This window comes from Photobacterium damselae subsp. damselae, from assembly GCF_038086725.1.
GTDB classification, from domain to species: Bacteria; Pseudomonadota; Gammaproteobacteria; order Enterobacterales; family Vibrionaceae; genus Photobacterium; species Photobacterium damselae.
Genome location: NZ_CP146971.1, coordinates 613,407 through 629,584, shown reverse-complemented (window position 1 = coordinate 629,584; position 16,178 = coordinate 613,407). Strand labels below are relative to the sequence as shown.

The 16,178-nt window shown below is 37.4% G+C and carries 14 protein-coding genes; 9 read left to right on the top strand and 5 right to left on the bottom strand.

From position 1 onward, the window contains the following. Window positions 1–71 precede the first annotated feature (71 nt). The 3 genes from WAX86_RS17635 to WAX86_RS17625 form a co-directional block, all read right to left on the bottom strand. Window positions 72–1,631: a DUF4832 domain-containing protein gene (locus WAX86_RS17635; protein ID WP_341489394.1), complete on the bottom strand. Its 1,560-nt coding sequence runs from the start codon at window positions 1,629–1,631 to the stop codon at window positions 72–74. A 121-nt stretch (window positions 1,632–1,752) separates the two neighbouring features. Further along, window positions 1,753–3,267: a DUF4832 domain-containing protein gene (locus WAX86_RS17630; protein ID WP_341489393.1), complete on the bottom strand. Its 1,515-nt coding sequence runs from the start codon at window positions 3,265–3,267 to the stop codon at window positions 1,753–1,755. Between the two features lie 252 nt (window positions 3,268–3,519). Continuing rightward, window positions 3,520–5,145, bottom strand: a complete 1,626-nt coding sequence (locus tag WAX86_RS17625; protein ID WP_171027289.1) for an AMP-binding protein — start codon at window positions 5,143–5,145, stop codon at window positions 3,520–3,522. Between the two features lie 324 nt (window positions 5,146–5,469). Here WAX86_RS17625 and WAX86_RS17620 point away from each other — a divergent pair, with 324 nt between their 5' ends. The 7 genes from WAX86_RS17620 (at window position 5,470) to WAX86_RS17590 (ending at window position 12,299) form a co-directional block, all read left to right on the top strand. After that, a complete protein-coding gene (locus tag WAX86_RS17620; RefSeq protein WP_227000372.1) occupies window positions 5,470–6,189 on the top strand; it encodes a murein L,D-transpeptidase family protein in 720 nt (239 codons plus the stop codon). Between the two features lie 214 nt (window positions 6,190–6,403). Continuing rightward, window positions 6,404–6,865, top strand: coding sequence for a TetR/AcrR family transcriptional regulator (locus tag WAX86_RS17615; RefSeq protein WP_065171969.1), 462 nt, complete (start codon window positions 6,404–6,406; stop codon window positions 6,863–6,865). A 168-nt stretch (window positions 6,866–7,033) separates the two neighbouring features. Beyond that, window positions 7,034–8,473, top strand: a complete 1,440-nt coding sequence (locus WAX86_RS17610) for a TolC family protein (RefSeq protein ID WP_341489392.1) — start codon at window positions 7,034–7,036, stop codon at window positions 8,471–8,473. After that, window positions 8,470–9,444 (top strand): HlyD family secretion protein, encoded by a 975-nt coding sequence (locus tag WAX86_RS17605; protein WP_065171967.1) that lies wholly within the window; start codon window positions 8,470–8,472, stop codon window positions 9,442–9,444. Before WAX86_RS17610 ends, WAX86_RS17605 begins: the two co-directional genes overlap by 4 nt. 4 nt (window positions 9,445–9,448) lie before the next feature. Next, window positions 9,449–10,630 (top strand): ABC transporter permease, encoded by a 1,182-nt coding sequence (locus WAX86_RS17600; protein ID WP_341489391.1) that lies wholly within the window; start codon window positions 9,449–9,451, stop codon window positions 10,628–10,630. Further along, window positions 10,627–11,778, top strand: coding sequence for an ABC transporter permease (locus WAX86_RS17595; protein WP_239973924.1), 1,152 nt, complete (start codon window positions 10,627–10,629; stop codon window positions 11,776–11,778). The genes WAX86_RS17600 and WAX86_RS17595 overlap by 4 nt, the downstream gene beginning before the upstream one ends. A gap of 167 nt (window positions 11,779–11,945) precedes the next feature. Continuing rightward, complete coding sequence (locus WAX86_RS17590) at window positions 11,946–12,299, top strand: hypothetical protein (protein WP_065171964.1); 354 nt, start codon at window positions 11,946–11,948, stop codon at window positions 12,297–12,299. A 91-nt stretch (window positions 12,300–12,390) separates the two neighbouring features. Here the strand turns inward: WAX86_RS17590 and WAX86_RS17585 are convergent, their stop codons facing one another. Continuing rightward, window positions 12,391–13,332: a Dyp-type peroxidase gene (locus WAX86_RS17585; RefSeq protein WP_065171451.1), complete on the bottom strand. Its 942-nt coding sequence runs from the start codon at window positions 13,330–13,332 to the stop codon at window positions 12,391–12,393. 244 nt (window positions 13,333–13,576) lie between these two features. Between WAX86_RS17585 and WAX86_RS17580 the strand changes: the two genes are divergently transcribed. Beyond that, window positions 13,577–14,134: a sugar O-acetyltransferase gene (locus tag WAX86_RS17580; protein WP_065171452.1), complete on the top strand. Its 558-nt coding sequence runs from the start codon at window positions 13,577–13,579 to the stop codon at window positions 14,132–14,134. A gap of 3 nt (window positions 14,135–14,137) precedes the next feature. Here the strand turns inward: WAX86_RS17580 and WAX86_RS17575 are convergent, their stop codons facing one another. Next, entirely contained in the window at window positions 14,138–14,794 is a 657-nt protein-coding gene (locus tag WAX86_RS17575) for a glutathione S-transferase (protein ID WP_065171453.1), read from the bottom strand. Between the two features lie 206 nt (window positions 14,795–15,000). On the opposite strand from WAX86_RS17575, the gene WAX86_RS17570 reads away from it, so the two are divergent. Continuing rightward, window positions 15,001–16,152: an N-acetylneuraminate epimerase gene (locus tag WAX86_RS17570; RefSeq protein ID WP_239970926.1), complete on the top strand. Its 1,152-nt coding sequence runs from the start codon at window positions 15,001–15,003 to the stop codon at window positions 16,150–16,152. Window positions 16,153–16,178: the final 26 nt, after the last annotated feature.

The window sequence follows — 16,178 nt, the reverse complement described above, 5'->3', positions numbered from 1 at the left end:
ATGAGCTTAAGGGCCTTTTGATGTCTCAAATCCAACTATTTCAGCAGGATATATCATAAAACTTCATGATGTTAGTTGCTGATAGTTATTGTGGCTAGTTCATGCCAGCGATCTTTCATTGCGCCATCAATGCCGAGTAGTATTTTCGGTTGATTTGTTTCTGGATCAACTAAAGCAACATCAATATAGTATTTGCCAATAGCAAGAGTACTTGGTAACGATAATTCATTGGTTATTTCATAACTAGGGGCTTGGCCATTGAGTTCTTCTGCTGGTTGCCACAGAGTGATATCAGTGTTGGTTTCAAATTCAATGGTACTATCAGAGCTTACTGAACGTAAACGCCAGCGAATAGGATAGTTATTGTAACTTGGCGCAACACCTACATTTTGCCACTGAGAGACAAGCTTAATGCGTTCTCCTGCATGGGCGGTTATAGGTAAGAGTAATTGTGTTAGCTCAAATCGATATCCCAGTTTTTTTAGTGTATCTTGAACAATACCTTGATACATATCGGGTATTTTTTTTGATTTAGCATTAATTAATGAAGCGTGTTTTTTTAATGCGTAATCAAAAGACTCTTTCACTTTTTCTTGGGTATATAGCTCAGGATTGTATGACCAATCTTCCATTGTTTCACAAATTTCAAAATCTACCGGCTTTTGCTGCCAACGATGGTCAAACTCATAATCTGGATATTCATTAGGATAAGGCCCCGATCCTTTTGTATGCTCAATTGCGTATGGATAGCCTTGGTCCATATGATTCCATCCCCATTCAGCCCAATCACCTAAACAGTCAGCTCGCCAGCCAAAGCCTTTTAGAGTTGCATAACTTAATGTATCTTCATCTTTTGAATTAATGAGCATTGTTTTTGTCGTTCGTGGAAAAGTTTTTTCAACGAGATCAACATAATAAAATAGATCTTCATTAGTGTAGCCCTGTGATATAAGGTCTGGATACTGTGGGGTTTGAATTGTTCGGCTGCTCATATTCCATTCACCCCATGTGCCAATTAAACCGACATCAATACGAAGGATATTCTGATTACCATCGTATTTATTACCTAGTGTTTGCATTAACTGGGCAATTTTTTCTTTAAAATAGGGCTGGTTATAGTCAGGAATAAATTTAGCATTGGTAGAACAACCTTCCCACTGACCTGATGGAATAGTACTGCTAAGTTGATCCTTAATCCAACATGGAACACCTAAAATTGGTTGGAAGTTGAAACCAAGCTCTCCATAATAGGTTTCACCTGGAGCTGCTAGCGTCATAATACGAAAAACTAATTTTTTATTATGTTTTATGGCGTCTTTCAATGCCGTGTCGATGACCGAAAAATCATATGTTCCTTCTTGAGGTTCAAGCTGTTCCCAATACCAACGATAGTACACAACACTTGTTACGGGGTAGCTTGGGACTGGCGTGTAGGGATCATCATGAATATGGATTGATGATAAATCAGTAAAGCCAATATCAGGGTTAACCAAAACATTACTATTTATCTGAGGGATAATAGCTTGAATGTTATCAGGTAGTAATGGAAAAGTATTCGCATTGCTAGAACTATTATTGCAACCCAGAAGAATAGATAAAGATAAAATAGGAATAAGATAACTTTTAGGCATTATTGTCTAATTAATGTTCTAATAAAATTTATCTTATCATATATTGAATTATTTTTCTTATATCAGGTTAATGTAAAAAAGGAGATGCTAAATCTCATTTTTTATTTATCTTTTTAGAATGTTATTTAATATATACATCACCTATTGTATGCCAACCATCAATATCTCTACCAGAAATTCCTAACTTTATTGCTGGCTTATTATTTTTATCAAGTAATGCAACTTGTAATTTATACATTCCCGTTTGCATATTAACTGGTAATGAAAAAGTATTGTTTTGATTGTATTCATGTGCATCTTGATTGGTATTTTCTGCTGGATACCATGTGGTTATATCATTTTCTGTATTCCAAGCAATGATTACATTATTATCGTTATTTACTAATCGCCATGAAACTGGATAATTATTATAGCTTGGAGCAGATCCTACATTCTTCCACGTTGAATTAATAGTAAGGTTATTTCCTGGTTTGAAATTACTGATAAGCTGAACTGATTTTAATTCAAATCTATATCCTAATTTTTTTAAAAAGTCATCTAGTAAATCTTGATAAATCGCAGGGATATTACCTGATTTTAGATTGATTAATGATGCATGTTGATTTAGTGCAAAATTAAACGTTTGTTTTACTTTTTCTCGTGTATAAACATTAGAATTATTGGCCCAATAGTTCATAGTATCGCAGATTTCAAAATCTACAGGGGCTTTTTTCCAGTGCTGATCAAAGGTAGGGTATCTATAGGGATTTGTTAAGTATCCATTACCTTTAATAAATTCTAAAACATCAGGGTAGCCATTTTCCATATGGTTCCATCCCCAAGGGGCCCAATCACCAAGACAATCGGCTCTCCAACCGAGATTAAGCTTAGACATTGCATAGCTAGATACGGCCTCTGTTGATGAGCCAATATCAATGGATAATGGTTTGTCTGGAAATGCCTCTTGCATCATATAAACATAGGGTTTTAAATCTTCTTCTGTATAACCATTTCGACCCAAATCGGCCATGTTTGCATGCGTTGCTAGATTCCATTCTCCCCATGAACCAACGAGACCTACATCTAACCGTAGTATATCTGGATTCGTGTTATAACGCTGACCCATAGCATTAACGAATTTAGTTAATTTTTCTTTTAGTAAAGAGTTTTTATAGTCAACAACATAACTATTGTCATCTTTACATATATCAAAAGTATTTGGATCAATTTGTTTTTTTAACCAACAAGGGATTCCAAGTATCTTATTTCCAGCTAGCGGAGATGGATTATAATATATTTCATTAAGTCCCGACATCGTCATAAAACGAATTACAACTTTTTTTCCTAGATGTTTAGCTTGATTTATTGTGTCATCAATAAGTTGGAAGTTATATTTGCCTTCTTCAGTTTCTAACTCTTCCCAATACCATCTAAAATAGACAACTGAAGTATTTGGGTGAGTTGGTTCTGACCACCAAGGGTCATTTTTTATATCAAACGTATGAAATTCAGTAATTCCGATGTCTGGGTTAACTAATATATTATTGTTTGTTTCTGGATAATAATTAATTGTTTCTTGTTTCTGATTGCTATAAGCATTTTGACTAATGATTAACGAAGAAATAAGAGCTGCATAATATAAATTTGATTTTTTCATAATTAATATCCAGTTGCTGGTTTGATATTGAATATGCCAAAAAACAAAATTTAGTAAATATGCTTTTTTGTGATCTTGGTTCCGTTGTTTTTATTTAAAATTAAAAAAACATTGATTTCGACAAAATATTGTCGTTGTCATTTTTTTGTCGTAAATATAATTATATGTTTGACTCTTATTAATATTTATATCATGAATTATTTAGACCTGTTAATAATGAATAACAGGCCTAAAATAATTAAAATTTAAATATTACTCCCACTGTATTAGTGTGTTTTTTGGCCAGTTGCTGCCAATTTCATGATACTGTTTTTCTAAAATATGTCGTTTTATTTTTAAGGTTGGAGTTAGAATTCCATTTTCTATACTCCATGGTTCTTTGATCATGAGTACCCCTCTAATTTGGGCATGGGATTCTAGTTCGCTATTAAGTTTTGCAATCACTTTATTAACTCGTTTTTCATATCGAGCACGATCAAAATTGGGAAAACTGTGAGGGACAGCTAATAGAATGGGTCCTGGCATTCCGGATCCAATGATACACATAAGCTCTAAGTTACTTAATTCAAAGAGTCTCTTTTCGATAGGGACTGGCGCTACAAATTTGCCTTTACTTGTTTTAAAGGTGTCTTTGATTCGTCCCTCTATTGTGATGTAGCCATCTTCATCAATAGATCCTAAATCGCCAGTATGAAGCCAACCATCTTCATCAATGGTTTCTTTTGTTGCTTCTTCATTTTTGTAATAGCCACTGAATAATCCTTTGCCACGAACAAGAATTTCTTCTTCAGCCGTCAGTTTTATTTCAATTCCAGGTCCTGCATTACCTACTGAACCAATTTTGTCTGCTCTAAATGGATAATTTAAGGTGCTATAGGCAAAAGACTCCGTCATTCCCCAAGCCTCGGTGATATTAAGTCCAATATGACGGTACCATTCCAGTAAAGCGGGTGATACAGGGGCTGAGCCGCAGCCTAAAACGCGTGCTTTATCTAAGCCTAAACCATCAGCAAGTTTTCGCTTAATGAGTCCTGAAATAAATGGAATTTTTAGCAATAAGTTGAGTTTAGCTGGTGGTAGTTTTTCATGAATACGCTGTTGAAATAGAGTCCATAATCTCGGGACTGAAATGAAGAGAGTTGGGCGATGCATTTTGACATCATCAATAAACGTATCTAACGACTCAGGAAAAGCAACTTGGATACCTGCTTGGACTGATGTACCGAATATGTAGACTCGTTCTGTTATATGAGCAAGAGGTAAATAGGAGAATAGACGTTCATTTTCTTTGATACCAATATGCTCAATAAGCCGTTGTGAAGACCAAGCAAATGCGCCATAACTTAGCATTGCACCTTTAGGTAGCCCCGATGTTCCCGAAGTGTAGACAATAGACATAATATCTTCATGAGAATGCTGAGGTCTTTCTTGGCTTGGTTCGTATTTCGCAATGAGTTCGTCAAATTGGTATTGGCATTTAGGGGCTGTCGAATAATTAAAACCAATCGTTGGTATGTAAGCATGCTTTGCACATACTGAATTTACCGCTTTCTCATCATCTAGCTTTCCTATAAGGATGATTTTAGATTCACTATGTGTAATACAGTGCTCTATTGTGTCAGCACCAGCGGTTGGAAAGATTGGTACACTAATATAACTTCCTAGCATCATAGCTAGGTCAGTGATAAACCATTCGGCGCAGTTTTTAGCGATTAACGCAACACGATCACCTGGTTGAATTCCCATATCACGCAGACAAGATACGAGGCGAAGTGCTTTATCCAATACATCAGCATAGGTGTAATCAGTAAACTCTCGATTAATAATCTGACGTAAAAAAACTTCGTTAGGCTTCTTCTCTGCCCACTGAATTAACATATTGTAAGGTAAAGATTGATCCATCATAAAGTCCTTTGAAGGGTAGTTTAATGGCACACTCATTGCTTCTTCCTTGTTATAAATAGTCTTTAGAGTGATTTGTTTTTGTCCTGATTGATAATTCTAAGTATAGGCAGAGGTTTTTATTAATGTGCAATCATGCACTTATATTTTATGTGGATGATGTCTCATTCTTAGTGTTAATACTCAGTTCTATTTGCGATCTGGAAGAACAAAAGAAGAAAACCGTTAAGTGATGAGTGACATTTATTCTGATGTGGGTTATAACCCGACCTGTTTTGTCTTGGGTCGTTTGGAGATATTGTGAAAATTCTTCGCGCTTTTTGGGGTATAGGACTGATGTCTGTACTATGTCAGCCTGTTTTAGCCTCTAATTATTCATATAATGATTTTCCACCAAAGGGAAGTCGTACTGTAGATGATGTTATCAAACGCTACCAACCTATTGTTGAGCCTAGATTAAAGATTGATTTTGCTCGTGCAGATGTTTCTTATCCTCCCAAAAAAATTGCGTTATTTGCTATGAAAAATGAGCAAAAAATGGAGTTATGGGCAGAAGAAGGTGATACATGGCATCTTATTAAAAACTATCCAATAACAAAGTTAAGCGGTGTTATGGGGCCAAAAAAGCGAGAAGGGGATAAGCAGATTCCGGAAGGGATTTATCAAGTTGAATTCCTTAACCCTAATAGTCAGTACCACTTATCGATGAAACTTAACTACCCTAATGATTTTGATTTGAAGTATGCAAAGTTAGAGGGAAGAACAAAGCCTGGCACTAATATTTTCATTCATGGTAAGGAATCATCTGTTGGTTGTTTAGCTATTGGTGATGTTGCGATTGAAGAGTTATTTGTTTTAGCGAAAAATACGGGAATCGACAACATTGATGTAGTTATCAGTCCTTATGATCCAAGAACAAGAACTTTAGTACCCACACTTTCTGAGCCATATTGGACATCCATTCTTTATCGCGATATTGCCCACGTGGCCAAGCAATTTAAGAGCAAAACGCGCTTATAAACTTATCTATTAAGGAATAAAGTGTGATGTTGCGCGTATATTTTACATCCGCCTTCGTTAGAACAGAAAATTTATAAAAAATTAATACACTAACAGTGGCTTATCGTATTTCATTTTGTAATACTTTACAGCACATAATACCAAACAGATGAATATCGTAGATTACGGAAGCCAATCGACGATAAACACAGATACAAAAGAGTAATACTTATTTATGCCAAAGCGTAGTAAAGAAGATACCGAGATTACAATTCAAACGATCATGGATGCCGTTGTAGATCAGATTCTGACATTAGGCTACGACAAAATGTCTTACACCACTTTGAGTAATCAGACAGGCATATCGCGTACAGGCATTAGCCACCATTTTCCTAAGAAACAAGATTTCGCTAATGCACTTGATGGACGAATTTTTCAAATTTTTGTTGAAAAACTCGATCTCGAACATGGATTAGAAAACTTTTCTCTTAGTTGGAATCGAGCGCTAGATGATGAAAAGTTCAGAGCTGTGCTGCGATTACTATTTTTACACATTTCAGCGACTGAAACTTCTCATGAATTTGCAAGTAAAGGTATTGAGCGTTTGTTTACTATTTGTGTCGAGAAATTTGGAGTTGAAAGCAGTGAAGAACTGGAGCGTTTATTAGGTCGATCGTTAGTCCGCTTGGCAAAATAAGCTTTATTTCTCTTTTTCTTAGAAAAACCACCTTTATTGCAAAGGTGGTTTTTTTATATATAGCTTTAGCCAATAATATTAGAATGAACTATCTAGATAAGTTGAATTATAGAGCTAAAACTCTAAAATGGTCAAAAAGTCATATATTGGCTTCAGAAGGATTTATGAATGAGAGTTAAGCCATTTACATTACCTAAGCTAGCCCTCGCGCTGTTTGCTTTATCGCCTGTAGTTGGACAAGCTGAATCAGTCAGCTTTAGCCAAGCTTGGCAAACTGTCGTTAGTCAAAATGAAGGGTTAGCGGCAGAACGAACAAAAGTTGATCAAGCTAAATATCTACAAGATGCTGCTTGGGATCTGAATTTACCCCAAGTTAGTGTTGGTGCTAATTATACTCGTTTAGATGATAACGTTGAAATATCACCATCCGATTTGTTTTCAAGCATGCCCGCCTCTGGTACTGATGCTGGTAAAGTTATTTCACAATTAGCAGAGCAGTTGTCTAAGCTAACGGGTACTGACTTCAATTCTTTATTCACCTCTCAAATCACGGATAAAGATGTTTTTACTAGCTCCATTCGCGCTATTTGGCCTATTTTTACTGGAGGGCGCATTAATGCTGCTCAAGCCATTGCTGAAGGTAAAACCGAAGAAGCTAAATATATGCTGGCCATGAAAAAGCAGGCTACCTATGAAGATCTTTCTCGATTCTATTTTGGCGTTGTGCTCGCTGAGCAGGTATATAAAACCCGACAAGAAGTAGAGGCCGGTTTAAAACAGCATTTTGAGCACGCGGTTAAGCTTCAACAACAAGGGCAAATAGCTCGTGTTGAACGATTACAGGCAGAAGCTGCCTACGATAAAGCAAGAGTAGAAACACAAAAATCAAAGCGAGACTTAGAAATTGTGCAAGTTGCATTAACTAAGCTTCTTAATGCGAGTTCGCCTATAACACCAACAACGACATTGTTTACCAATGAACAGTTACCTAATTTAGATTCTTTTCTTTCTCAGACACTAACCACATATCCTGGTTTGCACTTATTAGATGCAAAACGCAAACAAGCTAATGGTTTAATTGATGTGGAGAAGGGCAAGTATTATCCAGAAGTGTATCTCTATGGTAATTATAATATCTATGATGGACATTCTCTTGCTGCTGAATTAACACCAGATTGGGCAGTTGGGGTTGGCGTCAATATACCATTAATTGATAACACGGGTAGAAGCGGTAAATTAAAGGCAGCACATAGCGCAGTATCGCAAGTTAATCATTTGCAAGCACAAGCAAAACAAGATCTTTCTGTTTTAGTTGAGAAAACTTATAAAGAAGCAAACCAAGCTTTGGAAGAGTATCAAGGCTTACAATCGAGCTTAAATTTAGCTATTGAAAATGTCCGTTTACGAGAAAAAGCATTTAGTCAAGGACTTTCAACATCATTAGATGTGGTAGATGCAGAATTGTTTTTAGCCAGCATTAAGACTCAACGTTTAGCTGCATCATATCAATACATCACATCTTTAACTCGTCTTTTGGCTATCAGTGGTCAAATGAGCGAATTTAATCAGTATCAAAAATATCGCGGTCTTGAGGTTCAATCTAAATGAGTAAAGTTAAAACCCTAGCAGTTGTCGTTCCTGTTGCAGCCCTAGTCTCATGGTTAGGTTATACCTTCTGGCAAGCATATCAACCAGTCCCTGAACGAATGCAGGGCCAGATAGAGGCGCAGCAATATAATATTTCATCAAAAATTCCAGGTCGTATAGATAAAGTTTTGGTTCATAAAGGTGATGAAGTTAAACCTGGTCAGTTAATATTCACGCTACTTACACCTGAAATTGATGCAAAACTGATTCAAGCTAAAGCTGGTAAATCTGCGGCAGGCGCTTTAGCCGAAGAAGCTGAAAAAGGGGCGCGTCGCCAGCAGGTCGCCGCAGCACAAGATCAGTGGCGAAAAGCAAGTGCGGCTGCTGATTTAATGGAAAAAACATACCGACGTATTGATAATCTGTACAAAGATGGCGTTGTTGCTCAGCAAAAACGCGATGAAGTTTATACTCAATGGCAAGCCGCAAAATATACAGAAAGCGCAGCTTATCAGATGTATCAAATGGCGAAAGAAGGTGCGCGAGTAGAAACCAAGAAAGCGGCACAAGAGAAAGTTAAAATGGCTGAAGGTGCGGTAGCTGAAGTTCAAGCCTATGCGGATGATGCTAAAGCAACAAGTTGGCACAATGGAGAAGTGTCGCAGATCTTGCTTCATGATGGCGAACTGGCACCTCAAGGTTTTCCTGTTGTGACTATTATGGATATGAGCGATGCATGGGCGGTGTTTAATGTTCGTGAAGATAAGTTAAAGGATTATCAAAAAGGTGCCGAGCTTACTGTGAAAATTCCTGCTTTAGGTGAACAAGAGTATCGTTTTAAGGTTACTCATGTTGCCGTAATGGGCGATTTTGCAACATGGCGTGCAACAGATACTGCTAAGGGCTTTGATATGCGAACCTTTGAAGTGGAAGCGCGTCCGATGGAACCTATTGATGGTTTACGTGCTGGTATGAGTGTAATAGTCGAGTAATCTTATGTTTTGCCTTTCATATATAAAACGAGAATGGCAACTGATCTGGCAAAATGGATGGCTAAGAGCATTACTGATTTGGTTACCTATCACTCTCTTTGTGACAATGTGGCTGATTTTTTCTGCTGGAATAGCAAGAGATTTGCCGATTGGTGTTGTGGATCTTGACCATAGTCGTATGTCTCGTGGCTTAACTCGTTATTTTGATGCGAGTCCGACCATGGCAGTGACTGCCCAGTATACTGATCGAGCTGATGGGGATCGAGCATTACGAGGTGGTGATATCTATGCATTAGTTGTGTTGCCTGATTCATTAGAAAAAGACACCATGTTGGGATACTCGCCATCTGTAACAGTATTTTATAACAGTCAGTTTATCTTGATTGCTAAGTTACTCAATTCAGCTATGGTGCAGGCGCAAGCTACCTATAATGCTTCTATCGAAACACTGAGAAATATGTCTCATGGCTCGCCAGTTCCTCTCCAAGCATTGGGGCAAGCCGTTCCTGTTCAAAGTCAGATTACACCACTGTTTAATAGTAATAGTCATTATGGTCAGTTTCTTGTTTCTGCAATCTTACCTGCAATTTGGCAGATCCTGATTGTTGCGACAACCGTTATGGCTCTCGCTGCTGAAGATCGTCGACAAGGTTTGCTTAATTGGCTTCGAGAACGACCATATCAGAAAGTAATGAGTAAATTCGTTCCTTACTTTTTTGGTTTTCTCATTCAGGGTATGCTGTTTTTGTGGGGAATGTATGGCGTACTAGATTGGCCTATGCATGGTAGTTGGTTGATCTTATTTACAGCGCAAAGTTTGATGGTACTCGCTTGTATTAGTGTTGGCTGCCTATTCTATTTTGTCGCTATGGATACAGCTCGCGCCATGAGTTTTGTCGCTGGATTTACAGCTCCTGCATTTGCATTTATGGGCATTACATTTCCTGCAACTAACATGCATCCATTAGCTCAAATGTGGCGCTCGCTATTGCCTGTTAGCCATTATATCGAGATTCAGCTGCAGCAGGTCGATTATGGTACGGGTTGGTTTCAAGCCCGCGATAACTTGTTTGTCTTAGCGCTTTTTATCATTGCGCTAATCCTTGGTTTAGTAAAAATGCATTTTTGGCGAAAAGGGCAACTGGAACATGAAGCTAAGTTAGATGTTAATAAGGAGACATTATGAGTTGGAAGTCCTTATTAAGGTTTGAACTTAAAGCCATATTTACTAATCCAGCGCTACTGTTCACGGTTTTTGGTGGTATCGTAATTTATTCATTTCTTTACCCATTGCCATATTCTGAACAATTACCTCGAGAGCAGCGAGTTGCCGTGGTTAATTTGGATCATAGTCAATTAAGTCGAAAACTGATTCGTATGGCTGATGCAACACCACAAGTTGAAATTACTGAACATTTGGGCAGTATTTATTCGGCTCAACAGCAGCTGGAGCAGAGTAATATTGATGGCATTTTAGTCATTCCTGAGAATTTTTATCGAGATGTTCTGCTCGGAAAAAGTCCAACTTTAGCTTACGCTGGCAACGCTGCACTATTTTTAGTTTATGGTACTGTTGTTGAAGGATTAGCATCTGCTGGTGGAACGTTAGGAGCGCATATTAAAGTCTCTCATATGGTAATGGATGGTCATAATATTGCTTTAGCGGCTAACCAATATTCGGCAATGAAGCTAAATATGAGGCCAATTTTCAATACTACAATGGGCTACATTAATTATGTTGTACCCGCAGTATTTGTTTTGATCTTACATCAAACATTGCTAATTGGCGTCTCCATCATTGGAGGTGAACATAATGAGCGACGGACCGAAGGCGAAATTGGCTACTGGATGACATACCCTGCTTGGAAAATAATTTTTGTGAGAACAATACTGTTTGTTTTGATCTATATTCCTCTAACGATGTATTACTTTGGCTGGAGTTTTGATTATTACGATATAAGTAAACTTGCAAAGGCTTCTGAGTTGCTCTTGCTTACAATTCCGTTCTTAGTTTCGGTGATCAGTTTAGGTTTAGTGATAGGGCAATTGATCCCTCGACGTGAATTAGCAACATTAATTGTTTTGCTAAGTTCATTACCGCTAGTGTTCTCCGCTGGGTTTATTTGGCCAACTGCAGAATTACCTGCCATCATTAAAGGTTTTGCACAGTTAGTACCGTCAACACCGGCTATAAATGGCTTTTTACGGTTAAATCAAATGGGAGCTAGTTTTACTCAAATTGCTCCATATTTTTGGCAAATGTGGTTGCAGGCAGTGATTTACTTCATGTTAGCTTGGGGGTTGATGAGTCGTAATCGAAGTCATTTAGAATAACGTCCAATCATCACTTAATAATAATGAGCGCTTTAGGTCTTGAATCTGAAGCGTTTTTTTCATGTATTAATTGTGAGATAAGTATGCTTTATAAGTAGAATATATTTACATAAAGAATTGTTAATACTAATCTTTCAAAGATACCAATGATGATATAGGACATACACATGAAAAAGCAGATCTCTGTATTAGCACTATCACTTGCAGCAGTATTCTCGACGGCTGTTTTTGCTGGCAATGGGTTAGATGCAACTATGGACAAGGCAGCAATGGATGCAAAACAAGATGCTCATGCGGCGATGAAGGATGCTAGTGCTGACTCTAAAGATGCAATGACTGACATTAAAGATGAATTAAATAAAGGCACCGAAGATGTCATGAAAATGGCAGAAAAAGAGGGTAATGCAGAATCTCATGCAATTAATAAGCACTCCGATGCTATGAAGATTGATCAGAATGCAATGAAAGAAGAAGCGGCAACACAAGTACAAGAAAAAGTTATTAAAGAAGTTACTAATTAATCATTATTCTAAACTCAAGTGTTTGAAATTAATTAGATAGTTAAGCCCTTGAAGATAGGCTCAAGGGCTTTTTCATGTGTTTTATAACCTGTTATTCATCATCAAAAGAATCTAATAACGTTTGAGATAAAACAAAGTAGTTAGCGCCTGATTTAGCATCAACAAAATCTAATAGGCGATCATAATAGCCATCATTATCAGCGTAGATCATTTGGCGAAGTGATGTTTCAATAACATTGGAGTCAGCTGCAAAGCCTATAAACATAGTGCCGTGCTCTAAGGCGTTACCAAATGGACGATTTTGACGAAGCATTTTAATTTCTTCATCATCAATAATCACTTTACTCTTGTTATTATGAGCCCAAACAGGTTTAGTTTCATCATCAAGTTCAATGTTGTCTAATTTAGTACGACCAATCACTTTCTCTTGATAATCTGTTGATTGGCTTTCCCATTTTAATTCGCGATCGACATAACGCTGCACGGTTAGATAGCTACCTCCATGGTGGATCTCTTCATCATCTTGCACTAATACTGCATTAATACGAGCGGTATTTTTCGGATTTTCAGTACCATCAACAAAGTCGATTAAATCGCGATTATCCAAGTATTTGAACCCCTGAATATCTTCAGCAAGATCAGCACAAGCTCTAAAGGCGTTAAGCAGATATTTAGCGGCTTGATAATTTAAATCCATACGTTCAGATTTAATCATAAAGAACACGTCACCGGCTGTGCTTGGGAATTGGCGCTCACCATCTTTCATTTCTGTAAACGTTGTAAGATGCTTCGGCATAACAACATCAGGAAAAACAACTGGCCATGCTTTTTTTGATACTGCTACAGTGATATTGAGATTAGCTGTTAGATCTTTTTGGGCAATAGATTTTTCGATCCCTGCTATTTGTGAAAAAGCATCTTGTAGACTTTCTGTATCCGCATTCTCATTAAGAACGAAGGTAAGATATTCAGCAAATGTCGATGGGTTTGATAAAGCACCTGCTTGTGCTAATTCTGCAATATTTTGAGTCATAATATTTAGCCTTTTATAGTCTTTACCTTAATTTATACCCTTTATAATAGTGCTGATAAGTGAAACTTTAGGAATATTATTTTCCATAATTTGATCTTGGTCTTTGCATCATAATCTGACCTCAGTAACAATGTAATTTATCGATATATCAATCTGTTAAGTAAATAATTTGACGCTTGATATTACTGATTTTGACTATTTGAATTTTCGGTCATTTTCTTATCTTTTGAGTTATGGAGCAGTGATGAGTTCAGAAAAAGAAAAAATGTTAGCTGGTTTACCCTATGATGCATGGGATCCTCAGTTACTAAATGAACGTATGAGAGCAAAGGCTTACTGCCATAAATTTAATCTGGCTGATCCAACTTTGTTAGATGAGAGAATGGCTATTTTGTCTGACTTACTTCATGTTGAGGGTACCGCTCATTTAGAGCCTAATTTTTATTGTGATTATGGATACAATATCCATTTAGGTGATAATTTTTATGCAAATCACAATTTAACTATTATTGATGTCTGTAAAGTTGATATTGGCTCCAACGTATTGATAGCTCCTCATGTACTTATTTCTACGGGTACTCATCCTACAAATCCTGTGGAACGTCGTAGTACAGAATATGGAAAGCCAATAAAGATTGGTAACGATGTTTGGATTGGTGGTAATGCTTCTATTTTGCCAGGCGTAACTATTGGAGATCGTGTTGTAATAGGTGCGGGTAGTGTGGTAAATAAAGATATTCCTAGCGATAGTATTGCAGTAGGGAACCCATGTCGGGTAATTAAAAAATTAGCAGATTCGTAACCTTTAATCGGTAAGAACTACGGAGTGAAAGTCATGGCTGTCACTCCATTTATCATATTGCTTCATCACAAGAGAAAATGCCGGATTTTGGAAATGAACTGTGAGCCATTGTCTAATCAAAGGATAGGGAGATTCAAGATACCAGTGACGTTCTACTTTCGAAAACTGACGAAGAAAAGGCAGAAGAGCATAATCAACTAAACTTGGATGTTGTCCCATAATAAAAGGCGTTTTACATAGACGCTGTTCTAGGTCTTTTAGAAGTATCTCACATTGATGTCGGCGAAGCTCTATATCGAGGTCATGGTAACGTGCTGCTGCTTTGTAGCGCTCTAATGCAGGAATAAATTTACTATCAAACTTTGCAATTAAGCCCAGCATATCGGCAAAATGCTGGGGATCATCCTCTAACAGTAAGTGGTTAGGATCATGTTGATTCAAAGCCCAGACCATAATTTCTAAGCTTTCATCAAGGTAGTCACCATTTGGAAGAACCAGCAAAGGAACTGTACCTTTAGCACTTATCTTGAGCATATCTCTAGGTTTGTTCTTCATATCTACTTCACGTAATTCCACTTGAATCTGAGCAAAATACAACCCTAAACGAGCTCTAATTGCGTAAGGGCATTGGCGAAGAGAGTAGAGAATAGGAGTAGACATCATGTCACCTAAATTATCCGTAACCTCCCGTCATAATAGTACAAAAAACAGGCGTTGGCCAAGTTCTCATTTTTACGAAAAACAATAATTTTCTTTATCATCAGAGGGTTAATTTGTATGACAGTTCAAAGAAAAAAGCCGTAAGTGGTAGATAATGGATGAGAACATTTCATGCTGGGGTAAAACAACGATAAGGATATAGTGTTATGTTAAAGTTTGGACCATCATTTATGACCATGGTTATGGGATTTACTCTAAGTAGCGCAGCTTATGCGGTTGATGAATGGCCTGATTTACCTGTTGGTGTAAAAAATGGAGTGAGTGCACAAGTTGGCTCTCAGCTATATGTAGGATTAGGTTCTGCTGGACAGCAATGGTATCGATTAGATCTCAACCAGAAAAGTAAGGGATGGCAAGCAGTTTCTCATTTCTCAGGACCTAGTAGAGATGGCGCTACTGCTACGGCTATAGGTAAGAATATTTATGTTTTCGGTGGTTCAGGAAAGGCTAAGGCTCAAGATAAGTCTCCAATTATTTTTGATACGATTTATCGTTATCAGGTCGATCTTGATAAATGGGAAGAAATGGATGCGCATACCCCTGTTGGACTATTAGGAGCTTCGTCATATTCTCCTAATGGAGAAGAAATACTTTTTTTCGGTGGTTATAACAAAACATATTTCGATCAATACCTTGCATCAATTACTGCTGTTGATAAAGAGACTCAACCCGAAAAATGGCAATCGATAGTTGATGGCTACATGGGGATGAAGCCTGAAGATTATAAATGGAATAATTTTGTGATTAGTTTTGAACCTCATACTGGTTTTTGGCGAAGTCTTGGTGAAGTTCCTTATAGTGCAAATTGTGGTGCCGCTTTAGTTCAGAATAAAAAGAATGCAGTAATTATCAGTGGTGAGATTAAGCCTGGTTTACGAACTGCAGAGGTTAAAGAATACCAATTTGATACTCAATCACCATGGCTAAAACTTAATGAATTACCTGTACCTAAAGGCTTTACTTTACAAGAAGGGGTTGCAGGCTCTTTTGCTGGTATGAGCCATGACGCTATGATTGTCATGGGTGGGGCAAATTTTCATGGTGCACAACAAGCGTTTGCCAAAGGAAAAATGTTTGCTCATGCGGGTCTGAGTAAATCTTATAATCCTGAAATGTACGTTTATCAAGATAAGCAATGGCTGCAAGTGAACGACTTTATTTCAGGACTTGCCTATGGTTCTTCTTTCACAACGTCTGATGGCGTGCTCATTGCTGGTGGTGAAAACAGTGATGGCCAAGCCTCAAATAAAGTCTATCTGCTTAACTGGAATGGAAAAACTGTTGATATCATTGATTAATAGACCTAAAGCAATACCGTCCCAAA